This window comes from Variovorax sp. YR266 (assembly GCF_900107295.1).
GTDB lineage: Bacteria > Pseudomonadota > Gammaproteobacteria > Burkholderiales > Burkholderiaceae_C > Variovorax.
In genome coordinates, this window is sequence record NZ_FNPM01000013.1 from 142,606 (window position 1) to 164,427 (window position 21,822).

Here is a 21,822-nt window from a genome sequence, read left to right on the forward strand (position 1 = left end):
GTCGTGCGCGACTTCGACGTCTTGATCGTCGGCAGCGGTCTGGCCGGCCTCTCGGCCGCGCTGCACCTGGCGCCCACGCACCGCGTGGCCGTGCTGACCAAGCGCGCGCTGAACGACGGCTCCAGCGCCTGGGCGCAAGGCGGCATCGCGGCCGTGCTGGCGGCGGGCGACAGCTTCGATGCCCACGTGGAAGACACGCTGGTGGCCGGCGCCGGCCTGTGCGACCCCGAGGCCACGCGCTTCGTGGTCGAGCACGCACCCGAGGCCATCGGCTGGCTGCGCGAGCTGGGCGTGCCCTTTTCCGAGGAAGACGGCGGCCTGCACCTGACGCGCGAAGGCGGCCACAGCCAGCGCCGCATCGTGCACGTGACCGACGCCACCGGCGCGGCAGTGCAGCAGGTGCTGATCGAGCGGGTGCGGCGCACGCCGAACATCACGCTGTTCGAGCATCACACGCTGGTCGACCTGATCACCGGGCCCAAGATCGGGCTCGATGACCCGGCCTGCCAGGGCCTCTACGCGCTGGACGACGAGACCGACGAGGTGCTGGCCTTCCGCGCGCCGCACACCATCTTGGCCACCGGCGGTGCGGGCAAGGTGTACCTGTACACCACCAACCCCGACACCGCCACCGGCGACGGCATTGCCGCCGCGTGGCGCGCGGGCTGCCGGGTGTCGAACATGGAGTTCATCCAGTTCCACCCGACCTGCCTGTATCACCCGCATGCAAAGTCTTTCCTGATCAGCGAGGCGGTGCGCGGCGAAGGCGGGCTGCTCAAGCTTCCCGACGGAACCCGCTTCATGCCGAAGCACGACGAGCGCGCCGAACTCGCGCCGCGCGACGTGGTGGCCCGCGCGATCGACTTCGAGATGAAGAAGCATGGCCTCGACTGCGTGCACCTCGACATCTCGCACCAGCCGGCAGCGTTCCTGAAGGAACACTTCCCCAATATCCTCGCGCGCTGCCTGGAGTTGGGCATCGACATCACGCGCGAGCCCATTCCCGTGGTGCCGGCCGCGCACTACACCTGCGGCGGCGTGCTCAGCGACCTGAACGGGCGCACCGACATCCCGGGCCTCTACGCCATCGGCGAGACCGCCTGCACCGGCCTGCACGGCGCCAACCGCCTGGCCAGCAACTCGCTGGTCGAGTGCATGGTGTTCGCACGCGCCGCTGCTGGCGCCATTGCCGCGGCTCCAGCACGCGAGCGCGCCGAGTTGCCCGCCTGGGACGACAGCCGCGTCACCGACGCCGATGAAGCCGTGGTCATCTCGCACAACTGGGACGAGCTGCGCCGCTTCATGTGGGACTACGTCGGCATCGTGCGCACCAACAAGCGCCTGGAGCGCGCGAGCCACCGCATCGCGCTACTGCAAGCCGAGATCCAGGAGTTCTATGCGAACTTCCACGTCACGCGCGACCTGCTCGAACTGCGCAACCTGGTGCAGGTGGCCGAGCTGATCGTTCGTTCCGCGCAGGCCCGCCACGAGAGCCGTGGCCTGCATTTCAGCCGCGACTATCCTTCGCTCGCCGAGCCCACCGCACCCACGGTGCTGGTGCCGCCGGACGACCGATAGCCCCACCCGCTTCGTTTTCTTCACTCAAGGATGCCCGGCCACCGACGCCCGCAGGGAGAAACCCAACCATGTCGAACACCACGCCCCCAATCACCGACACGCCGCCCGCTTCGCCCTACGGCACGCTGCCGCCGGCCTCCCCGCCTGCCTCGCGCAAGCCCGTGAGCCTGCCGCGCCTGGCCGACATGCATGCGCGCGGCGAGAAGATCGCGATGCTCACGGCCTACGACGCCACCTTCGCGGCCATGGCCGACACCGCGGGCATCGACTGCCTGCTGGTCGGCGATTCGCTCGGCATGGTCTGCCAGGGCCTGAACAGCACGGTGGGCGTGAGCCTGGACACCATGCGCTATCACACCGACAGCGTCTCGCGCGGCCTACGCCGCGTGCAGGGCACGACCTGGCTGATTGCCGACCTGCCCTTCGGCAGCTACCAGGAATCGCGCGAACAGGCGCTGCGCAGCGCCACGGTGCTGATGCAGGCCGGCGCCCACATGGTCAAGCTCGAAGGCGGCGGCTGGACCACCGACACGGTGCGCTTCCTGGTCGAGCGCGGCATCCCGGTGTGCGCCCACCTCGGCCTGACGCCGCAGACGGTGCATGCACTGGGCGGCTACCGCGTGCAAGGCAAGGGCGACGCCGCCGGCGCGCTGCTGAAGCAGCAGGCCCACGCGCTGCAGGACGCGGGCGCCGCAATGCTGGTGCTCGAAATGGTGCCGGCCGCGCTGGCTGCCGAGCTCACGGCCGAGCTGAAGCACTGCGCCACCATCGGCATCGGCGCCGGCAAGGCCACCGCCGGGCAGGTGCTGGTGTTGCACGACATGCTTGGCATCAACCTCGGGAAGATGCCGAAGTTCGTGCGCAACTTCATGGCCGACGCGCCGGGCGTGCTGCCCGCCCTCAAGGCCTACGTGCAGGCCGTCAAGGACGGCAGCTTCCCCGACGACCGACTCCACGCCTGGTAAGGAAGGAAACCCTCATGTACATCGCACACACCATCGCCGAACTTCGCGACCACCTGGCCGCCTTCAAGCGCCCCGCCTTCGTCCCCACCATGGGCAACCTGCACGACGGCCACCTGGCCCTGGTGAAGCAGGCCAAGCCACTGGGCGACGTGACGGTGGCCAGCATCTTCGTGAACCGCCTGCAGTTCCTGCCGCACGAAGACTTCGACACCTACCCGCGCACCTGGGACAGCGACTGCGAGAAGCTGCGCACCGCCGGCTGCAACGTGCTGTTCGCGCCCGACGAGAAGGCGCTCTACCCCGAGCCGCAGACCTGCAAGGTGCACCCCGACCCGGCGCTGGCCGACATCCTCGAAGGGCATTTCCGCCCCGGCTTTTTCATCGGCGTGTGCACGGTGGTGATGAAGCTCTTCCAGTGCGTGCAGCCGCGCGTGGCCGTGTTCGGCAAGAAGGACTACCAGCAGCTGATGATGATCCGGCACATGGTGCGGCAGTTCGCGCTGCCCATCGAGATCGTGGGCAGCGAGACCTTCCGCGCCGACGACGGCCTCGCGCTGTCGTCGCGCAACGGCTACCTGAGCGAAAGCGAACGCGCCGAGGCCGTGCAGCTGTCGAAGGCGCTGAAAGCGATGGCCGAGGCGGTGCGCGCGGGCGAGCGCGACCTGGCCGCGATCGAAGCGCGGGCCATGCAGATGCTCACGCAACGCGGCTGGCAGCCGGACTATCTTGTGCTGCGGCGCCGCGCCGACCTGCAGGCACCGGCCGCGGGTGAACCGCTCGTGGCGCTGGCTGCTGCACGCCTGGGCAGCACGCGGCTGATCGACAACCTCGAGATCGACACACCGGCCTCATGACTTACAGCGTCAAAGAAATCTTCTACACCCTGCAAGGCGAAGGCGGCCAGGCGGGCATGCCGGCCGTGTTCTGTCGCTTTGCAGGCTGCAACCTCTGGACGGGCCGCGAGGAAGATCGAGCCTCCGCCGTCTGCCGTTTCTGCGACACCGACTTCGTGGGCACCGACGGCACGCTGGGCGGCAAATTCAAGACCGCCGACCTGCTTGCCGACACCATCGCCGCGCAATGGCCAGCCGTAGATGCCGACCATCGTCTCGTGGTTCTGACCGGCGGCGAGCCGTTGCTGCAGGTAGACGCCGCGCTGGTCGACGCGCTGCACGCGCGGCGCTTCCGCATCGCAGTCGAGAGCAACGGCACGGTCGAGGCACCCGAAGGCATCGACTGGCTGTGCATCAGCCCCAAGGCCGGCGCGACATGGGTGCAGCAGCGCGGCCAGGAGTTGAAGCTGGTGTGGCCGCAGACCGAGTTCGACCTCGACACGATGGCGCGCACAGGCGAGTTCACGCACCGCTTCCTGCAGCCGATGGACGGGCCCGACCGGGTCGCGAACACCGAGCTTTGCATTGCCGAATGCATGAAGCAGCCGGTTTGGCGCCTGAGCGTGCAGACGCACAAGATCACCGGGATCCGCTGAGACTGCGGCCCTTTTTCCTCTGAGTTTCTTTTTTGACGATGCGATTCACCATCAGCCAACGCTTTTTCTTCGACGCCGCCCACACACTGAAGCGCGAGATCGAAGTCGAAGGCAGCCGCCGTATCCACGGCCACACGTACCACGCGGAGGTGTGGCTTGCAGGGGAGCGCGATCCAGTGACGGGGATGGTGATCGACCTGGGGTTGCTGCGTCGGCGGCTGGAAGATGTGCGCGAGAAGCTCGACCATCACCTGCTGGATGACGTGCCGGGGCTGCATCCGCCGACGCTGGAGAACCTGTGCGTGTTCATTGCGGATGCGCTGCCGGACTTGCGGCCCTCGCTGGCCCGCGTGCGTGTGTGGCGCGAGGCGCTGGGCGACAGCTGCACCGTGGACTTCTAGGTTCCCCCCAGAGCGGGAAGGAGCAAGACAGGGTCAGGCGGCGCCGATGCCTGCTACCAAGCTGCCGGGCGCCTGCCCGTTCTTCAGCCCGGCAGTAAACGCCAGCATCCGGTCGATCGGCACGCGCGCCCGCAGCCCCAGCACCGGGTCGACATGGATCTCGCCCGCGCCGGTCTCCAGCGCATTCGCCAGCTCGACCAGCCCGTTCATCGCCATCCACGGGCAATGCGCGCAGCTCTTGCAGGTGCCGCCGTTGCCGGCCGTGGGCGCCTCGATGAAGGTCTTGCCGGGGTTCAGCGTGCGCAGCTTGTGCAGCATGCCGCTGTCGGTGGCAACGATGAATTCGCTGGCATCCATGCGCTGTGCCGCGTTCAGGATGGCCGAGGTGGAGCCCACCGCGTCTGCCAGCGCAATCACGTCAGACGGAGACTCCGGGTGCACCAGCACCTTCGCCTTCGGATGCTCCTTCATGAGCAGTTCGAGTTCCAGCGCCTTGAACTCGTCGTGCACGATGCAGGCGCCGTTCCAGCTGACCATGTCCGCGCCGGTCTGGCGCTGGATGTAGTCGCCCAGGTGGCGGTCGGGGCCCCAGAGAATCTTCTGCCCCGCCGCGTGCAGCGCGTTCACCACGTCGAGCGCGCAGCTGGAGGTGACCAGCCAGTCGGCGCGCGCCTTCACGGCCGCGCTGGTGTTGGCGTAGACGACCACGGTGCGGTCGGGGTGCTGGTCGCAGAAGGCGCTGAACTGCTCGACCGGGCAGCCCAAGTCGAGCGAGCAGTTCGCGTCGAGGTCGGGCATCAGCACGCGCTTTTCGGGCGAGAGGATCTTCGAGGTCTCGCCCATGAAGCGCACGCCCGACACCACCAGCGTCTGCGCGGCGTGGTCGCGGCCGAAGCGCGCCATTTCGAGCGAATCGCTCACGATGCCGCCGGTTTCCTCGGCAAGGTCCTGCAGGTCGGGGTGCACGTAGAAGTGCGACACCATCACCGCGTTGCGTTCGCGCAGCAGGCGGCGGATGCGCTCCTTCAACGCGATGCGCTCGTCGGGCGAAGGCTCGGCCGGCACTCGGGCCCAGGCATGGCGCGTGTCGCAGACGGCGCCGGCCTTTGCGGCGGGCTGCTCGTAGTCGACGTCGATGACCGGAGACGACATGGGCGGATCAGCCTTCCTGGAAACGCATCGAGTAGTCGATGGCTTTGACATCCTTGGTCAATGCGCCGACCGAAATACGGTCTACACCGGTTTCGGCCAGTGCGCGCAGACCGTCCAGTGTGACGCCGCCGGATATCTCCAGCACGGCCTTGCGGTCTTCACCGGCTTCGTCGTTGATGCGCACGGCCTCGCGCAGCGTGGGCAGGTCCATGTTGTCGAGCAGCACCATGCGCGCGCCGGCTTCCAGCGCTTCGCGCAGCTGCGTCAGCGTTTCGACCTCGACTTCGACGAAGGCGGCTTGCGAGGCAACCGGCGCCACCGCGCGCAGGGCCGCGGCCACACCACCGGCTGCGGCGATATGGTTTTCCTTGATGAGCACCGCGTCGTACAGGCCGATGCGGTGGTTCAGGCCACCGCCGGTGCGCACCGCGTACTTCTGCGCGAGGCGCAGGCCCGGAATGGTCTTGCGGGTGTCGACGATGCGGGCGCGCGTGCCGCGCACGGCGTCGGCGTAGAGGGCGGTCTTGGTGGCGACCGCGCTCAGCAACTGCAGGAAGTTGAGCGAGGTGCGCTCGGCCATCAGCAGCGCGCGGGCGGCGCCTTCGATTTCGAGCACGGTCTGGTCGGCCGCGCAGCGTTCGCCTTCGGCACACAGCCAGTGGATGCGCACTTGCGGATCGAGCTGCCGCAGCGTGGCCTCGACCCAGGGCGCGCCGCACACAACAGCGGATTCGCGCGCCAGCACGCGGGCGCGGGCGGTGCGGGCCGGGTCGACCAGCGACGCGGTGAGGTCGCCGTCGGCGACGTCTTCCTGCAATGCGCGGGTGGCATCGGACAGGGCCAGCGCGGCCACGGCCGACGCTGAAAAATCAAAGCGAAGGCTCATGGCTCTTTGTCTCTGCATTTTTTTATTAAGAGGAATGGCGAGGAGAAGCCGCAGCGCCGGGCGGCACGGATTCCGGCACCGGGTCGCGGCCGGTCAGGGCGGCCACCGCGTCTTGCGGGCTCACGCGGCCGTCGAGCAAGGCGACCACGCCTTCGGCGATCGGCATCTCGATGCCGAGGCCACGCGCGCGCTGCACCACGGTGCGGGCGCAGTACACGCCTTCGGCCACGTGGCCCAGCGAATCGACCGCCTGCGCCAGCGTGCGGCCCTGGGCCAGCAGCAGGCCGACCTTGCGGTTGCGCGACAGGTCGCCGGTGGAAGTCAGCACCAGGTCGCCCAGGCCCGAAAGGCCCATGAAGGTTTCGGCGCGGGCGCCCAGCGCGAGGCCGAAGCGCGTCATTTCTGCGAGGCCCCGGGTGATGAGCGCCGCGCGGGCGTTGAGCCCGAGCGCGAGGCCGTCGCACAGGCCGGTGGCGATGGCCAGCACGTTCTTCACCGCGCCGCCCACTTCCACGCCCACGATGTCCTCGTTGGCGTAGACGCGCAGCGCGGGGCCGTGGAAGGCGTCGACCAGCGTGTCGCGCACGGCGGCATGCGGGCTGGCGGCCACCAGCGCGGTCGGGCGCCCTTCGGCGACCTCCTGCGCGAAGCTGGGGCCGCTGAGCACGCCCGCTCTCAAATCAGGAGCAACCTGCGTCCATATTTCGTGGGCGAGCAGGCCGAAGGATGCGGGTGAGGCGTCAAGTGCGGGCTCAACGCCCTTGCACAGCCACGCCACCGCCGCAGTAGTGCCACGCAGTGCAATGAGCTGTTCACGCAGGGCAGCCATGGGGGTGGCCACGATGACGAGGTCGGCGCCGGCCTGCGCCTGGCCGATGTCGCCCGCGCGCACGGCGAGCGAGGCCGGCAGTGCCAGCCCGGGCAGGTAGCGGGTGTTTTCACGCGCGGCCGACATGGCGTCGGCCTGGGCGGCATCGCGCGCCCAGAGCGTGACCTCGTGGCGAGCCGCCGCGTTGACAGCGACTGCCGTGCCCCAGGCACCGGCGCCATGAACGCAGATCTTCATCGGCGTTGGCGACATCGAGGGCGTTGGGCGCTGCTTACTGCGCCAGGGTCGGCGCAGCCTGGCCGGCGGCCTGCGCCTGCTGCTGCTCGTACATCGCCTGGAAGTTGATTTCGGCGAGGTGCACGGGCGGGAAGCCGCCGCGCTGGATCACGTCGGCCACGTTGCCGCGCAGGTACGGGTAGACGATCTGAGGGCAGGCGATGCCCAGGATGGCGCCCATCTGCTCTTCCGGCAGGTGACGGATTTCGAAGATGCCGGCCTGCTTGGCTTCGACCAGGAACACGGTCTTGTCGCCGATCTTGGTCTGCACGGTGGCCGACACGGTGATCTCGAAGATGCCGTCGGTCACGGGCTGGGCGTCCACGCCGAGCTGGATGTCGACGGTGGGCTGCTCCTGCTCCAGCAGGATCGCGGGCGAATTGGGCTGTTCGAGCGACAGGTCCTTGAGGTAGACGCGCTGGATCTGGAAAACGGGATCTTGGGCTTGCTGGTCGGCCATGGCTGAACTTTCGAGGATCAAAACAATGCCCGCCGGGGAGAGGTTCCCGCAGCGGGCTGCAGATGGATGAGCGAACGATTATCGCCCGGCGACCGCGCCACTTCCGTGACGCCGGTTGCTTTGTGTTTCAGGCGCTCTGCAGCAGGGGCACGAGGCCGCCGCGGCTGTCGAGGGCCATCAGGTCGTCGCAGCCACCCACGTGGGTGTCGCCGATGAAGATCTGCGGCACCGTGCGGCGCTGGGTGATTTCCATCATGGTGTTGCGGGCCTGGGGGTCGGTGTCGATGCGGATCTCTTCGATCTGCTCGACGCCCTTGGACTTCAGGATTTGCTTCGCACGCGTGCAGTAGGGGCAAACGGCGGTGGTGTACATCTTGACTGCTTGCATACGCTCTATCTCGGGGAGATTTCAGGCCTTTTCAACGGGCAGGTTAGCGTCTTTCCAGGCTTTCAGCCCGCCGGCCACGGCTTGGGCCTGCTCGTAGCCCAGCTTCTTGGCCATGGCCACGGCGCGCTGGGCGCGGGCGCCGGTGGCGCACACCAGCAGCAGCGGCACGGTCTTGTTCTTGACCGCGCCGGTGAGCTTTTCCTCGAGCTGGTTCAGGGGAATGTTCTTGGCGCCGATCATGTGGCCGGTGGCGAATTCTTCCGCCTCGCGCACATCGACAAGCACCGCACGCTCGCGGTTGATGAGCTGCACGGCACCCTGCGCCGTGAGCGTTCCGCCGCCCGCCCCCCGCACCAGCGGCCAGGCCAGCATGGCTCCCGAGCTGAGCGCGATCAGGATCAGCATCCAGTTCGCGGTGACGAATTCGATCAATTTCACGGGGGTTCCTTGAATGGCAAACCGGGGATTTTAGAATGCGAGGTTTCGCAAGCGCAGCCAAAGGCCTCCCACATGCACAAACTGGTATTGATCCGTCACGGCGAATCCACCTGGAATCTCGAAAACCGCTTCACCGGATGGACCGACGTGGACCTGACCGAGACCGGCGTGGAGCAGGCCAAGCAGGCCGGCCGGCTGCTCAAGGCCGAAGGTTACGACTTCGACGTCGCCTACACGAGCGTGCTCAAGCGCGCCACCCGCACCCTGTGGCACACGCTCGACGAACTCGACCGCACCTGGCTGCCCGTGGTCCATTCCTGGCGCCTGAACGAGCGCCACTACGGCGGCCTGCAAGGCCTGAACAAGGCCGAAACCGCCAAGAAATACGGCGACGAGCAGGTGCTGGTCTGGCGCCGCAGCTACGGCACCCCGCCCCCGCCCCTGGAAGCCGACGACCCGCGCAGCGAGCGCGGCGACGTGCGATACGCCAAGCTGGCGCCCGAACAGATTCCGCTGACCGAGTGCCTGAAAGACACGGTGGCGCGCGTGCTGCCCTTCTGGAACGAGTCGATGGCGCCTGCCATCCGCACCGGTCGCCGCCTGGTCGTGGCGGCCCACGGCAACTCGATCCGGGCGCTGGTGAAGTACCTCGACGGCATCTCCGACGACGCCATCGTCGGCCTGAACATCCCGAACGGCATTCCGCTGGTCTACGAGCTCGACGACGACCTCAAGCCCCTGCGCCACTACTATCTCGGCGATGCCGCAGCCGCCGAAAAGGCAGCCGCAGCGGTGGCATCGCAAGGCAAGGGCTGAAAAGACCGGTAAAGACCGCCCTGAAAGCCCCTGCCCGGCGCTCCATCCGTGGAACCCCGGCAAACAAATTGCTTCCAAGCTGTGTATATTGATTCGACAGCCGCCGACAAGGACAACCACTCATGATGGGCCAGAAACTGAAGATCACCGGCTGGGTCGCCGCCGGCGCCGTAGCAGGCGTCCTGACCACCGTCTCGTTGCAGACAGTCGCACGCGGTTCGCTTGCGCCACTGCCGCTCGAGGAATTGCAGCAGCTCGCTGCCGTCTTCGGCATGGTCAAGAGCGACTACGTCGAGCCGGTCGACGAGAAAAAGCTCATCTCCGACGCCATTTCGGGCATGGTTGCCGGCCTCGATCCGCATTCCCAGTACTTCGACAAGAAGTCCTTCAAGGAATTCAGGGAAGGCACCACCGGCCGCTTCGTCGGCGTGGGCATCGAGATTTCGCAGGAAGACGGCCTCATCAAGGTCGTCTCGCCCATCGAAGGCTCCCCTGCTTTCCGCGCCGGCCTGAAGCCCAATGACCTGATCACCAAGATCGACGACACCGCCGTGCGCGGCCTGTCGCTGAACGAGGCGGTCAAGCGCATGCGCGGCGAAGCCAACACCAAGGTGCTGCTGACCATCTTCCGCAAGGACGAGAGCCGCACCTTCCCGGTGACGATCACGCGCGAAGAAATCCGTACGCAGTCGGTCCGCGGCAAGATGATGGAACCCGGCTATGGCTGGATCCGCCTGTCGCAGTTCCAGGAGCGCACCGTCGACGACTTCGTCAAGAAGATCGACGACCTGTACAAGGAAGACCCGAACCTCAAGGGCCTGGTGCTCGACCTGCGCAACGACCCGGGCGGCCTGCTCGACGCGGCGGTGGCGGTGTCGTCGGCCTTCCTGCCCGAGAACGTCACGGTGGTCACCACCGACGGCCAGTTGGCCGAAAGCAAGTCGGTCTACAAGGCTGCGCCGGAGTTCTACCAGCGCCGTTCGGGCAGCGACCCGCTGCGCAGCCTGCCGGCCGCGCTCAAGAGCGTGCCGCTGGTGGTGCTGGTGAACGAAGGCTCGGCCTCGGCCAGCGAAATCGTGGCCGGTGCTCTGCAAGACCACAAGCGCGCCACCATCATGGGCAGCCAGACCTTCGGCAAGGGCTCGGTGCAGACGGTGCGCCCGCTCGGCCCCGACACCGGCCTGAAGATCACCACGGCGCGCTACTACACGCCGAGCGGCACCTCGATCCAGGCCAAGGGCATCGTGCCCAACGTGCTGATCGACGAAAGCGCCGAAGGCAGCCCGTTTGCCGCCCTGCGCATGCGCGAGGCCGACCTCGAGAAGCACCTGGCCAGCGGCCAGGGCCCCGAAGTCAAGGACCCGGAACGCGAAAAGGCCCGCGACGAAGCCCGCAAGCGCCTCGAGGAAGAAGCCAAGAAGCCGCCGCAGGACCGCAAGGTACCCGAGTTCGGCACCGACAAGGACTTCCCGCTGGTGCAGGCGCTCAACCGCCTGAAGGGCCAGCCGGTGCTGGTCAGCAAGACGCAGATCATCGTCGACAACAAGGAAGAGAAGAAAGAGAACTGAGAGCCGGTGGCGCATGGAAGATAGCCAGCTGCTGCGCTATTCGCGCCACATCCTTCTCGAGGAGTTCGGCATCGACGGGCAGGAGCGCGTCAGTGCGGGACGGGTTCTCGTCATAGGCGCCGGCGGACTGGGTTCGCCGGTGGCTCTGTACCTTGCGGCGGCGGGGGTCGGCCACGTCGTGCTGGTCGACGACGACGAGGTCGATCTCACCAATCTCCAGCGCCAGGTCGCCCACACCCACGCGCGTGTGGGCCTCGCCAAGGTCGAATCCGCCGCGCAGGCCATGCGCGACATCAACCCCGACATCGCCATCGAAACCCACGCCCTGCGCGCCGACGAGGCGCTGCTGTCGCGCCTGGCCGCGCAGGCCGACGTGGTGGTCGACTGTTGCGACAACTTCGCCACCCGACAGGCCGTCAACCGCGCCTGCGTGGCTCACGCCAAGCCGCTGGTGGCGGGCGCGGCAATCCGTTTCGATGGCCAGCTGAGCGTGTACGACACCCGCGACGCCGCCTCACCCTGCTATGCCTGCCTGTTCCCGCCCGATGCGGATTTCGAGGAAACGCGCTGTGCGGTGCTTGGAGTGTTCGGCCCCGTGGTCGGAACCATCGGCACGCTGCAGGCCAGCGAGGCGCTGAAGCTGCTGGCCGGCATCGGCCCGTCGCTGGCGGGCAAGCTGTTGATGTTCGACGGGCGCAGCACCTCTTTCGACACGCTGCGCGTGGCGCGCGACCCGCACTGCAGCGTCTGCGCGCAGCGCCCTCCTCTTCTTCCCGTCTAGGGCTGCTTTGCGCCCTTTGCGCGGGCAGCGCCGTTGGCGGCCGCCCCGGCCGTGGGCTTGTTGGCCTGCGCCAGCACGCCCTTGCAATCGGAATCCACGCCCGGGCCGGGCTCGATGGTCGCGGCCAGCGCCAGCAGCGGATTGATGGCGCCCAGCGCCAGCGCAGCCAGCCCGCGCCCCGCCAGGGGAACGACCTCCACGCCGCCCTTCGGATCGCCGAAGGTGCCGCTCACCACCAGCGGCGTACGAATCGACAGGATGCTCTTGCTCTTGGGCTCCGGCCGGACCACGAAATCGAGCCCCTCGGTCGCCAGGTTGGCCTGGCCGGTAGCGATGAATACGGCGTTGGTCGTGTCCACCACGAGCGTGCGCCCGGTCATCAGCCCCTTGTTCACGTCGAAGGCCAGGGCCGCGCAGCGCAGCTCGACGTTGCGGTCACCGCGCAGCATGAACTTGATGATGTCGCCGCCCACCAGCGTCGCGAACACCGGCAGCAGGTTGCCGAACTGGCCGCGCCCCGAAATGACCGCCACGTCGCCCGACGCGCCTCCCAGCCAGTTGGCCACGGTGCTGCCCGAGCCCGACAGGTTGATGCGCCCGTCCAGCCGGCCCACGCTGTTGCCCGTGGTCTCGAGCTTGGGGAACAGGCGGGCCAGCTGCATCGCCCGCACGTCGAGCGAGGCGCGGATGTCCGCCGGGTTCTTCGAGGCGTCGATGCGGATCGCACCGCTCAGTTTGCCGCCGGCCACACCCAGGTCGAGTGGGTCGAGCGTGAGCACGCCGTTGGCCAGCTTGACCTGCACGCTGCCGCTGTCCAGCGGAACGTCGCGCACGTTCCGGATGCGGTCTGCCGTGTATTTCACGTCGGCGTTCATGGCGCGCAGGCGTTCGAAGTCGAGCGGCGCCGTGGGCAGCACCTTGCCGCCAGGGCGCTTGACCTGGGTGATGGTCGGCGGCGGAGCCACTCCTTCCACGGTGGCGGCAGTGCGCGCCGTGGGCGGCAGGCCGATCAGCGGGCCGAGGTCGTCCATGTCCATCACGCGCGAGCGCAGGTCGCCCGCCAGATGTGGCAGCTGGCCGGCCTGGTCGAAGCGCATGTCGCCGGCGATGTCGGACAGGCCCAGCCTGCCCTTGAGGCCGGTGGCTTGCCACAGCTTGCCGCGCTTGCCCAGGCTGCCGCTCAGGGCGTAGGGCGAGGTCTGCGGCAGCGCGATGCCCAGCAGCGGGAACAGGGCGCCAAGCGTCTGGCCCTTGATTTCGAACTTCGCGTCGATGCCGTCGAGCCCCGACAGTTCGGCCACCGTGCCGGCCGCCTTCAGCTGGGTCTGCCCGGCGGCCGCGTTGATCTCCATCGGAAACGGCGGCGCACCCGCGGCGTTGATCTGCAGCACGTTGCCGGTGCGTCCGCTGGCGGTCAGCGGCTGCCCCTTGTAGCGACCCTTGATGCGGTAGCTGAGCGGCATCTCGCCGCGGCTGCTGTCGTAGCTCAGGTCGGCGTGCAGGTCGACCCCCAGGTGCTTGGCCAGGAAGTCGACCGCGCCGGTGTCGACCTGCATCAGGCCGATGCTGGGCACGGTGCCACCATCGGAGGTGTCCTTGCCGAGCGCCCAGGTGCGGCGCCCGTCCGCCTCCATCTGCAGGCCCAGCGTGGGCGAGAAGAGCGCGAGCCGCGGAATGATGATCTTGCTGGCGATCAGCGGCCAGATGCGGATGTCGAACTCGGCGCGATCCGCCTTGACCAGGTAAGGGTCGCGCGCCCACGAGGGGTTGGCGAACTCGATGCCGTCGAACTTGACCGTGGCCTGCTGCCAGCCAAGGCCCACGTCGAGCCGGCGCGTGATCTCGAACTTGCGCCCGGTCTTCTCACTGACATAGCGGTTGACCGGCTCGCGCAGCATGTCCCAGGGAAAGAAGGCAAGCCCGATGACCAGCGCCGCGAACAGCAGCACGACGCCGGCCACCAGCTTCTGCCAGAGCGGTCGGTTGCGCAGGATGTTCGTTGCGTTCGTTGCCATGGGTCCTTGTAACTCGAATGATCGCGCCGCCCGGGTCGGCGATGGGCCGCAGAAACCGTGAGGCATTGCCTACGAATGCACCTTGCAGGCTTCGACGGATGCACGCGTCGGACCTCGCCTACAAGAGCCACGCGCCGAAGCTTGCATGATCTGCCACCGCAACGCCTCAAAGTCCATGCTGGCAGGCATTTGCACCAGAGAGGCGCTGCAAATGCGTCTGCCAACCTCAGAGGAAGCGCGGTTCGGCATGGATTCCAGATTGCAGACCTACGTCGTCGAAGACAACCTCACGATCCGTGAAAACCTCATTGGCACGCTGGAAGAACTCACCTCCACCACGGTCGTCGGCTTTGCCGAAACCGAAAGCGGCGCACGCGCATGGCTGCTCGGCCACGATGGCGAGTGGGACCTCGTCATCGTCGATCTCTTTCTCAAACAGGGCAGCGGTCTGGGCGTGCTCCAGGCCTGCCAGTCGCGCAAGCCGCTGCAGAAGGTGGTGGTGCTCAGCAACTATGCGACGCCCGACATCCGGCGGCGCTGCGCCGAGTTCGGGGTCGACGCGGTGTTCGACAAGTCGAACGAAATCGACGCGCTGGTCGACTTCTGCATCATGCAGGCCAAGGCCTTGCACCCCGTGCCCGGGGCTCCCGGGGCGGGTTGAGGAAGAAGCCGCGTTGGGCCCCCTCCCCACTCTTTCCGCTCCCAGGCCGATCTCAGTCGATCAGCTTGTTCTTCAGCGCGTAGTAGGTGAGGTCGCTGTTGGAGGAGAGGTTCATCTTCTCCATCAGGCGCGTGCGGTAGGTGCTCACGGTCTTCACCGACAGCGACAGCGTCTTGGCGATGTCTCCGGCGGTCTCGCCCTTGGCGAGCTTCAGGAACACCTGGAACTCGCGCTCCGAGAGCTGCTCGTGCGGCGCGGCGTCGTCCTTGCGATCGAGCTGGCGGGCCAGCAATTCGGCCACTGCGGGCGTGATGTAGCGACGGCCCAGCGAGATGGTGCGGATGGCGTTGACGATCTCGATGGGATCGCACTCCTTGTTGAGGTAGCCGCTCGCGCCCTGGCGGATCAGGTTCATCGCGTAGTGCTCTTCGGGGTATCCGCTCAATATGAGGATGCCCACGTCCGGCGCCTTGGCGCGGATCATGGCGAGCGCATCGATACCGCTTTGACCGGGCATCGAAAGGTCCATGACCAGAACGTCCAGCTCCGTGGTGCGCACCAGCTCGATTGCCTCTCGGCCGCTGGCTGCTTCACCCGCCACGCGCAGGTCCACGTGCTCGGAGAAGAACTGCCGGAGGCCCGATCGCACGATGGCGTGGTCGTCCACAATTCCGATTTTGATCATCTGTTACTTTCTTCGTTGTGTTGCGGACATGCGGGTCGCAACATACCGGGTCCCTGATTGTTATCAATTATTCACGAACTTGCGTAGTACGCAGCCTCGAAAGTTTCATGCACTGGTTAGCCCCTCCAAGAATGGCCGTGAGCCTGCTGCTCGCGGCGCTGGCTGCGCTGGCCCTCGTCGGCATCAACGAGGCCGGCTACCGGCAGTCGAGCCGCGCCCTCGCCGACATCGACGAGGCGCAGCAGATGCGGGGCGCGCTCAACCAGATCCTGCAGAACATGCTGGATGCCGAGACCGGCCAGAGAGGCTACCTGCTGACCGGCGAGGCGAACTACCGAAAACCCTATGACGACGCGGTCAAGCAGGTCGACGGCCAGCTCGCGACCCTGCGCCGGCTGTACGCCGGCCGTCCGGCCGAACTCACCCAGCTGGCCGAGTTGTCGAAGCACGTGCTGCGCAAGGTGGCCGAGATGGACATGAGCGTGCGGCTGCGCCAGGACGGCAAGGAAGACGCCTGGAAGTTCGTCATCACGACCGACGTGGGCCGCGAGGAGATGGACTCCATCCGCGCGACGGCGGGCGAGCTGGTGAAGATCAGCAACGTCACCCTGCACCAGAGCCAGGAGCAGGTGCTGCGCTCGCTGCAGCTGGCGCGCATCGGCACCGCCATCGTGGCGCTGGCCGCGCTGTTCGCCTTCTTCCTGTACCTGCGCCAGACGCATGCGCTGCACTCCATCGGCGAGCGCCAGCAGGAGGCCCTGCAACGCGAGCGCAATGCGCTGGAAGACGAAGTACGCGAGCGCACCGCCTCGCTGGCCGAACTGGCCACCCACCTGCAGGACGTGCGCGAGACCGAGCGCGGCTATCTCGCGCGCGAGCTGCACGACGAACTGGGCTCTCTGCTCACCGCCGCCAAGCTGGACGTGGCGCGTCTGAAGTCGCGGCTGGCGGACTCGCCCGACGCGATCCAGCGGCTGCAGCACCTGACCGACCTGCTCAACAGCGGCATCGCGCTCAAGCGCCGCATCATCGAAGACCTGCGGCCGTCGTCGCTCTCCAACCTGGGGCTGGTCGCCTCGCTGGAGATCCTGGGGCGCGAGTTCGGGGAACGCTCGGGCCTGCAGATCGAGATGGCGCTGGAGCCGGTAACCATGGACGAGTCGCGCCAGCTCACCATCTATCGCATGGTCCAGGAAAGCCTCACCAACATCAGCAAGTACGCCGAGGCCAGCGAAGCCACCATCGTGCTGAAGAACTACGACAACCACGTCATCGTGGAAGTGGCCGACAACGGCAAGGGCTTCGACACGCAGCGCATGCGCCCGTCGACGCATGGCCTCGCGGGCATGCGGCACCGGGTGGAGGCAGCGCGCGGCAAGCTCACGGTCTCCTCGACGCCGGGCAAGGGCACCCGACTGAGCGCCATGCTCCCCGTCGTCAAGCCGGCCTGAGCTGCCTGCAGGAGCGGCACTTCTGCACGCGCGGGCGCAGAGCGACTCGGCCATCTCCTACGCACCCCGCCCCTGGCCGCTGACAGGTCGGGGGCATGCCCCCACTTAAGGTTGCACCCATGCCATCCGAAGCCTCTGCGCGAGGTTGCGGATGCGATGGTTTTTCATAACGACGAGGCAAGCCTCGAAGGAGTTCCACATGCTGCATTACGCCGTGGTGTTTCTGGTCATCGCCCTGATCGCGGCCCTGTTCGGGTTCGGCGGCATCGCCGCCAGCGCGGTGGGCATTGCCAAGATCCTTTTCGTGATCTTCGCGATCCTCGCGATTGCGAGCTTCCTTGCCGGCTTGCTTCGACGCAAGTAGCGTCGTTACGATCAACAGGCTTGCGCATTTCATTTTTCCGGAAAGGACCTCACATGAACACGACGACCAAGACTCCCTCGCAACTCGCCGACGACGTGCGCCAGACCGCGCGTGAAGCGGTCGAAACCACCCGCGCCTACGCACAGAACGCGGTGAATGCGGCGGGCGAAAAGGTCCGCGACCTGCAACGCGATGCCGAACCGGGTGTCGAGCAGCTCGCAGCCCGCGTGCAGCAAGCCGTTCAGCGCGGCCTGGACGCCGCGTCCACCACCAGCGCGCGTGCGCAGCGCCGCATCGAACAGGCTGCCGACGTCACCGGCCGCTACATCTCCGACCAACCTGTGCGCTCCGTGCTGCTGGCTGCAGCCGCCGGCGCAGCCATCACGGCACTCATCGTGCTGGCCAGCCGCCGCAGCCGGGACGACTATTGATTCGCCGCTGAATTCCCGTCGCTGCACCGGTTCCCGGCACCATGCTTCATCCGATTTTTTCCACGGTGCTCGGGCATCCGGATCTCGTTGCTGAACATCTCGCCAACTACGCCGCCCTCGTCCGCCAGGAATCCGCGCAGGCGGGGCGCGGCCTCGTCGCCCGGCTCGTGGCGGCCTTGCTGGCGGTGGCCAGCGCCACGCTGGCCCTCGGGCTCATAGGCGTGGCCGTGCTGCTCGGCGTGATGCACGGCAGCTTTCACTGGGTGCTGGTGGCCGTGCCGGCCGTGGCCGTGGTGATCGCGGCCATCTGCGCGTGGTATGCGACACGGCCCGTGCCGGGCCACGGTTTCGACGACCTGCGCTCGCAGCTCGACGCCGACCTGCAGGCCTTGCGCGACACCGGAGCCCGCCATGGCCAGCGCTGAACGTCATCTCCTCACCCCGCAGCAGCGCCTGGCCCTCTCGCGCCGCGCGCTTGTGCGGCAGCTGAACGACGGCGCGGACGCACCCGACAACGACGATCTGGAATACGCGCAGCACGAAGCCTCGGCTGCGCCGCCGGATGACCAGCACCCGCGCAACCCGCGAGGAGAAAGAGGAAGAAGAGAAGGAGGAGGAAGAAACAACGTGTGGCTCGGTGTGGGCCGCAGCGTGGTGGAACGCTGGTGGCGCCGGCACCCCGCGCATGCGGTCGGCCAGCTGGCGCGTCCGCTGCTCGAGCACTACGCGCGCAAGGAGCCGGCCAAGCTGATGGCCGCCGCCGCGGCCACCGGCGCGGTGCTGGTGCTCGTCAGGCCATGGCGACTGCTGTCGGCCACGGCCGTGCTGGCGGCGGTGCTGAAGACATCCGACGTGGCTGACCTGGTCAACACGTTGATGCAGAAGACCCCAAGCCCCCCACGAAAGGACCCTCCATGAAAGCCGATGTTTCCTCCAAGACCAACGGACACAAGCACCTGGTGCTCGACCAGGGCGGCCTCGATGCCGCGCGCAAGAGCCTCGACGACGGCGCCGTCACCCCCAGCTACGGCCCCTGGCGCGACGACGTCGTCCAGTTGCTGAACGACGCGCTGGCCACCGAGCTGGTCTGCGTGCTGCGCTACAAGCGCCACTACTTCACCGCCAACGGCGTCGAATCGCCCGCCATCGCCGACGAGTTCCTGGTGCATGCCAACGAAGAGTCGGGCCATGCCGACCGCATTGCCGAGCGCATCGTGCAGCTCGGCGGCGAACCCGACTTCGCGCCCTCGCACCTGCTGGAGCGCAGCCATGCGGCATACGACGAGTCGACCGACCTGCAATCGATGGTGCGCGCCAACCTGATCGCGGAGCGCATCGCAGTGGAGTCGTATCGCCAGATGATCGCGCTGATCGGCGACAAGGACCCGACCACGCGCCGCATGCTCGAAGACATCCTCTCGGACGAGGAAGAGCATGCCGACGAGTTGAAGGACTGGCTCGGTCACTGAACTGAACCAATCAGGGGCTGCGTGCCCCGCCCATGAAAAAGCCCGGTAGAACCGGGCTTTTTCATGGGTGAACGAGTAAAGCTCGCCAAGGCGATCAATCAGCCCTTCACTTCGAGCTGGTTGCTTACCGACGTCACGCCCTGCACGCCCTTGGCGATCTCTTCGGCACGCGCCTTGGCTGCCGCCGTGGGTGCCGGGCCCTTCAGGCTCACCGCGCCGGCCTTGGTGTCGACGTTGATCTTGATCGCGCTCAGGTCCGGATCCTTGGCCAGGCCCGCGGACACGGAAGCCGTGATGGCGGCATCGTTCACCGTCGCGCTCATCGCCGCGCCGGCATCCTTGGCCGCTTCCTTGGCATTGGCCATGCCTTCCTTCACCTCAGCAGTGGTGCTGGACGACTCGACCTTGGCCGTGGCGTCCTTGACAGCCTGGCCGGTCTTGGCGGCCGCGGTATCGGCGGCCTGCTCGGTTTTTGCCACCGCGCTGTCGAGCTTCTCGCCCGCGGTGCGGTTGTCGGATTTGTCGCAGGCGGCCAGCGTCAGCGCTGCGCCGGCCACGAGCACGGCAAGCCACGCGCGCGAATGCGGCATGGCGATGTATTGATTCGATTTGTTCATGGGAATCCTCCAGTCACTCACGGAGATGGAAAAGGGCTGCGGGGTGTGCCCGCCGCCCTGTTCGGTCACAACTTGTCGGCGCCCGACTTGATCGCGTCCTTGGCCTTTTCCTTGACGTCGCCGTAGGTCTTCTGCACCTTGCCGGCGGCTTGGTCGGCAATGCCCTCGCCCTCGAGCTTTTCGTTGCCGACGACCTTGCCGGTGACTTCCTTCAGCTTGCCCTTGGCTTCCTCGACGCGGCCTGCCACTTGGTCCTTGTTCATGTCGCTTCCTTCCTGTTCGGGTAGTGAAATCCGTGGGCCGGAATGACCCACTGATTTCAATCTAGGCCCCGGCCGGTGACGGCGAATGCCGACGGAAGCCCGAAGCGGTGTAGGACAACAAGGCTCAGGCGGTGACGATCCATCCTTCAAGCGGGTCGACGCTTTCCGGCAGGCCGTGGCCCGGACCGGGGCTGCCGGCGCGCTGCAGGCCCCAGGCCGCCTGCAGGAGGCACAGCACTGCGTCGATATCGTCGCCGCGGGCATCGGCCAGCAGTTCGGCGCGCTGCGGCTTGGTGATGGAGAGTCGCAGGCCGAGGCGAGTCGTGCCCGCTTCGAGCGCGGCCAGCAGGTCGGCGCGTGCGGCGTGCCGCTCGGGCGTCTGCTTCTGCAGGTCGTCGCTCTTGTAGCTGCGGCGCCCGATCAGCTCGCGCGCCAGCAGGCCGGGGTAGGCCTCCAGCGCAATACGGTCGGCACCGCTGCCTGCGTGCAGGCCTGGAATGTGCGCACCGGCTGCCAGCAGGCGCGGCACGCCCGCATGAAGCATGTAGGCCACTGGCGGGTTGACCCATTTCATCGAAGGACTGGAGCCCGCAGGCCCGTCCGTCGCACGGTGCGCGAACTTGCAGCCGACCGGGCGCGCCGCGCAGAACGCAGCGAAGGTCTCGCGGATTTCGGCACGGCTCAGGCTGGCGTAGTGGGCCATCAGCGGCTTCCACTGCAGCGGCCATCGCAGATGCTCGACGAGTTCGCGCGGCAGGCTGAACGGAAAGTCGAAACCACCGGTCCAGGACGGCGTGGTGCACAGCCATTCGCCCCACGCCTGGAGCGTCGCGAAGCGCTGCAGGCTGGTCAGCCTGACGCGGTCGGCACCGGCCAGTTCTCCGACAGCGATCACGATCGGCTTGCGTGCCGTCGGCGCGCTGGAGAAGTCGCAGCCGAACAGCACCATCGCCTCAGCCCATCGCGAGCGCCACCACCCCGGCGGCGATGAACAGCGCGCCGAGCAGCCGCAGCAGCCGGTCGCCTTCGCGCAGCAAGTGGCCGCCGATCAACGCGGCGAACAGCATCGACACCTCGCGCGCCGGCGCGACGTGCGAGATCGGCGCCTGCTGCACCGCGTACAGCACCAGCACATACGACACCGGGCTGACCGCCGCCACCAGCAGCGCGTACTTCCACTGCTCGCGCCACATGCGCGCGGTGGTCGCACGGTCCTTCAGCGCGACAGGCGCCAGCAGCACCATGCGCACGAGATTGCCGAAGTAGTCGAGCAGGATCGGCGACATCGCGAGGAACTTGACCGCGTAGCTGTCGGTCACGGTGTACGCCGCGATGAAGCCACCGGTCAGCACGCCGTAGCGGATGCCCTTGTGCACGCGCTCGCGCTGCGCCGGGTCATGCGCCTTGCGCCACAGCTTGGGCCCGCCGGCAACGAGGAACACGCCGCCCACCACGCCAGCGATGCCTGCCACGCCAACCAGGCTGATCTTCTCGCCCAGGAAAAGCACCGCCACCAGCGACGACAGCAGCGGCCCCGAACCGCGCGCGAGCGGGTAGACCACGGTGAGGTCCGACTTGCGATAGCCGCGCAGCAGCACGATGAAATAGAAGATATGCAGCACGCCGCTGAGCACGACGAAGCCCCACTCCGTCACGCCCCAGCCGGGCACTACGTTCCAGCCCAGCGTGATGCCCACGGGCGCCCAGATGAGCATGTTGAACACGCTGGTCTGGAAGCTGAAGCGCGCATCACCGTTCGCCTTCTTGGCGGCGATGTTCCAGCCTGCGTGAACGATCCCGGCGAGCAGGATCAGCGCGAATGCGGAGAGCGGCACCCCT

Annotated in this window: 27 protein-coding genes; 15 read left to right on the top strand and 12 right to left on the bottom strand. The window is 67.4% G+C overall.

Annotation, left to right across the window (positions count from 1 at the left end; translation table 11 throughout):
• The first annotated feature begins 3 nt into the window (after positions 1 to 3).
• From nadB to BLW48_RS27975, 5 genes are all read left to right on the top strand, one after another.
• Positions 4 to 1,578, top strand: a complete 1,575-nt coding sequence (nadB, locus tag BLW48_RS27955) for an L-aspartate oxidase (RefSeq protein WP_177142433.1) — start codon at positions 4 to 6, stop codon at positions 1,576 to 1,578.
• A gap of 68 nt (positions 1,579 to 1,646) precedes the next feature.
• Entirely contained in the window at positions 1,647 to 2,543 is an 897-nt protein-coding gene (gene panB / locus BLW48_RS27960; protein ID WP_093178705.1) for a 3-methyl-2-oxobutanoate hydroxymethyltransferase, read from the top strand.
• 14 nt (positions 2,544 to 2,557) lie between these two features.
• Positions 2,558 to 3,397 (top strand): pantoate--beta-alanine ligase, encoded by an 840-nt coding sequence (gene panC, locus BLW48_RS27965; RefSeq protein WP_093178706.1) that lies wholly within the window; start codon positions 2,558 to 2,560, stop codon positions 3,395 to 3,397.
• Positions 3,394 to 4,032, top strand: coding sequence for a 7-carboxy-7-deazaguanine synthase (gene queE, locus BLW48_RS27970; protein ID WP_093178708.1), 639 nt, complete (start codon positions 3,394 to 3,396; stop codon positions 4,030 to 4,032). Before panC ends, queE begins: the two co-directional genes overlap by 4 nt.
• Before the next feature lie 38 nt (positions 4,033 to 4,070).
• The gene (locus BLW48_RS27975; RefSeq protein WP_093077429.1) at positions 4,071 to 4,433 is read left to right on the top strand and encodes a 6-carboxytetrahydropterin synthase; all 363 of its coding nucleotides are present in this window, start codon (positions 4,071 to 4,073) and stop codon (positions 4,431 to 4,433) included.
• 33 nt (positions 4,434 to 4,466) lie between these two features.
• On the opposite strand, the gene nadA is transcribed toward BLW48_RS27975, so the two are convergent.
• From nadA to BLW48_RS28005, 6 genes are all read right to left on the bottom strand, one after another.
• On the bottom strand, positions 4,467 to 5,585 hold the full coding sequence (gene nadA, locus BLW48_RS27980) for a quinolinate synthase NadA (RefSeq protein WP_093178710.1): 1,119 nt from the start codon (positions 5,583 to 5,585) through the stop codon (positions 4,467 to 4,469).
• A gap of 7 nt (positions 5,586 to 5,592) precedes the next feature.
• A complete protein-coding gene (gene nadC / locus BLW48_RS27985; protein ID WP_093178711.1) occupies positions 5,593 to 6,471 on the bottom strand; it encodes a carboxylating nicotinate-nucleotide diphosphorylase in 879 nt (292 codons plus the stop codon).
• Positions 6,472 to 6,496: 25 nt separating this feature from the next.
• Complete coding sequence (locus tag BLW48_RS27990; RefSeq protein WP_093178713.1) at positions 6,497 to 7,537, bottom strand: NAD(P)H-dependent glycerol-3-phosphate dehydrogenase; 1,041 nt, start codon at positions 7,535 to 7,537, stop codon at positions 6,497 to 6,499.
• Between the two features lie 34 nt (positions 7,538 to 7,571).
• Positions 7,572 to 8,036, bottom strand: a complete 465-nt coding sequence (secB, locus tag BLW48_RS27995) for a protein-export chaperone SecB (RefSeq protein ID WP_093058046.1) — start codon at positions 8,034 to 8,036, stop codon at positions 7,572 to 7,574.
• Between the two features lie 127 nt (positions 8,037 to 8,163).
• Positions 8,164 to 8,424, bottom strand: a complete 261-nt coding sequence (gene grxC, locus BLW48_RS28000; RefSeq protein ID WP_093058047.1) for a glutaredoxin 3 — start codon at positions 8,422 to 8,424, stop codon at positions 8,164 to 8,166.
• Positions 8,425 to 8,445: 21 nt separating this feature from the next.
• Positions 8,446 to 8,829 (bottom strand): rhodanese-like domain-containing protein, encoded by a 384-nt coding sequence (locus tag BLW48_RS28005; protein ID WP_371127403.1) that lies wholly within the window; start codon positions 8,827 to 8,829, stop codon positions 8,446 to 8,448.
• Positions 8,830 to 8,934: 105 nt separating this feature from the next.
• Between BLW48_RS28005 and gpmA the strand changes: the two genes are divergently transcribed.
• The 3 genes from gpmA to BLW48_RS28020 all read left to right on the top strand — a co-directional run bounded on the left by gpmA (position 8,935) and on the right by BLW48_RS28020 (position 12,027).
• A complete protein-coding gene (gene gpmA / locus BLW48_RS28010) occupies positions 8,935 to 9,678 on the top strand; it encodes a 2,3-diphosphoglycerate-dependent phosphoglycerate mutase (protein ID WP_093178714.1) in 744 nt (247 codons plus the stop codon).
• A gap of 125 nt (positions 9,679 to 9,803) precedes the next feature.
• Complete coding sequence (locus BLW48_RS28015) at positions 9,804 to 11,246, top strand: S41 family peptidase (protein ID WP_093058069.1); 1,443 nt, start codon at positions 9,804 to 9,806, stop codon at positions 11,244 to 11,246.
• Positions 11,247 to 11,259: 13 nt separating this feature from the next.
• Positions 11,260 to 12,027 (top strand): HesA/MoeB/ThiF family protein, encoded by a 768-nt coding sequence (locus tag BLW48_RS28020; protein ID WP_093178716.1) that lies wholly within the window; start codon positions 11,260 to 11,262, stop codon positions 12,025 to 12,027.
• On the opposite strand, the gene BLW48_RS28025 is transcribed toward BLW48_RS28020, so the two are convergent.
• On the bottom strand, positions 12,024 to 14,042 hold the full coding sequence (locus BLW48_RS28025; RefSeq protein WP_093178717.1) for an AsmA family protein: 2,019 nt from the start codon (positions 14,040 to 14,042) through the stop codon (positions 12,024 to 12,026). The two genes, BLW48_RS28020 and BLW48_RS28025, sit on opposite strands and share 4 nt — an antisense overlap.
• Before the next feature lie 247 nt (positions 14,043 to 14,289).
• Here BLW48_RS28025 and BLW48_RS28030 point away from each other — a divergent pair, with 247 nt between their 5' ends.
• Positions 14,290 to 14,703, top strand: coding sequence for a response regulator (locus tag BLW48_RS28030; protein ID WP_093178719.1), 414 nt, complete (start codon positions 14,290 to 14,292; stop codon positions 14,701 to 14,703).
• A 52-nt stretch (positions 14,704 to 14,755) separates the two neighbouring features.
• Here the strand turns inward: BLW48_RS28030 and BLW48_RS28035 are convergent, their stop codons facing one another.
• On the bottom strand, positions 14,756 to 15,388 hold the full coding sequence (locus BLW48_RS28035; protein ID WP_007837167.1) for a response regulator: 633 nt from the start codon (positions 15,386 to 15,388) through the stop codon (positions 14,756 to 14,758).
• 131 nt (positions 15,389 to 15,519) lie between these two features.
• Here BLW48_RS28035 and BLW48_RS28040 point away from each other — a divergent pair, with 131 nt between their 5' ends.
• The 6 genes from BLW48_RS28040 (at position 15,520) to BLW48_RS28065 (ending at position 19,103) form a co-directional block, all read left to right on the top strand.
• Entirely contained in the window at positions 15,520 to 16,839 is a 1,320-nt protein-coding gene (locus BLW48_RS28040) for a CHASE3 domain-containing protein (RefSeq protein ID WP_093178720.1), read from the top strand.
• Between the two features lie 199 nt (positions 16,840 to 17,038).
• A complete protein-coding gene (locus tag BLW48_RS28045) occupies positions 17,039 to 17,203 on the top strand; it encodes a DUF1328 domain-containing protein (protein ID WP_007837165.1) in 165 nt (54 codons plus the stop codon).
• A gap of 53 nt (positions 17,204 to 17,256) precedes the next feature.
• Positions 17,257 to 17,634, top strand: a complete 378-nt coding sequence (locus BLW48_RS28050) for a hypothetical protein (protein WP_093058053.1) — start codon at positions 17,257 to 17,259, stop codon at positions 17,632 to 17,634.
• Between the two features lie 41 nt (positions 17,635 to 17,675).
• Entirely contained in the window at positions 17,676 to 18,059 is a 384-nt protein-coding gene (locus tag BLW48_RS28055) for a phage holin family protein (RefSeq protein ID WP_093058054.1), read from the top strand.
• Entirely contained in the window at positions 18,046 to 18,552 is a 507-nt protein-coding gene (locus tag BLW48_RS28060; RefSeq protein WP_093077438.1) for a hypothetical protein, read from the top strand. The genes BLW48_RS28055 and BLW48_RS28060 overlap by 14 nt, the downstream gene beginning before the upstream one ends.
• On the top strand, positions 18,549 to 19,103 hold the full coding sequence (locus tag BLW48_RS28065; protein WP_093058056.1) for a ferritin-like domain-containing protein: 555 nt from the start codon (positions 18,549 to 18,551) through the stop codon (positions 19,101 to 19,103). Before BLW48_RS28060 ends, BLW48_RS28065 begins: the two co-directional genes overlap by 4 nt.
• Before the next feature lie 98 nt (positions 19,104 to 19,201).
• Here BLW48_RS28065 and BLW48_RS28070 read toward each other — a convergent pair whose 3' ends face one another.
• The 4 genes from BLW48_RS28070 to BLW48_RS28085 form a co-directional block, all read right to left on the bottom strand.
• Entirely contained in the window at positions 19,202 to 19,720 is a 519-nt protein-coding gene (locus tag BLW48_RS28070; RefSeq protein ID WP_093178722.1) for a BON domain-containing protein, read from the bottom strand.
• 65 nt (positions 19,721 to 19,785) lie between these two features.
• Positions 19,786 to 19,983: a CsbD family protein gene (locus tag BLW48_RS28075; RefSeq protein ID WP_093057487.1), complete on the bottom strand. Its 198-nt coding sequence runs from the start codon at positions 19,981 to 19,983 to the stop codon at positions 19,786 to 19,788.
• A gap of 124 nt (positions 19,984 to 20,107) precedes the next feature.
• Entirely contained in the window at positions 20,108 to 20,932 is an 825-nt protein-coding gene (locus tag BLW48_RS28080) for a DUF429 domain-containing protein (RefSeq protein WP_093178723.1), read from the bottom strand.
• Positions 20,933 to 20,936: 4 nt separating this feature from the next.
• Positions 20,937 to 21,818: an EamA family transporter gene (locus tag BLW48_RS28085; RefSeq protein WP_093178725.1), complete on the bottom strand. Its 882-nt coding sequence runs from the start codon at positions 21,816 to 21,818 to the stop codon at positions 20,937 to 20,939.
• Positions 21,819 to 21,822: the final 4 nt, after the last annotated feature.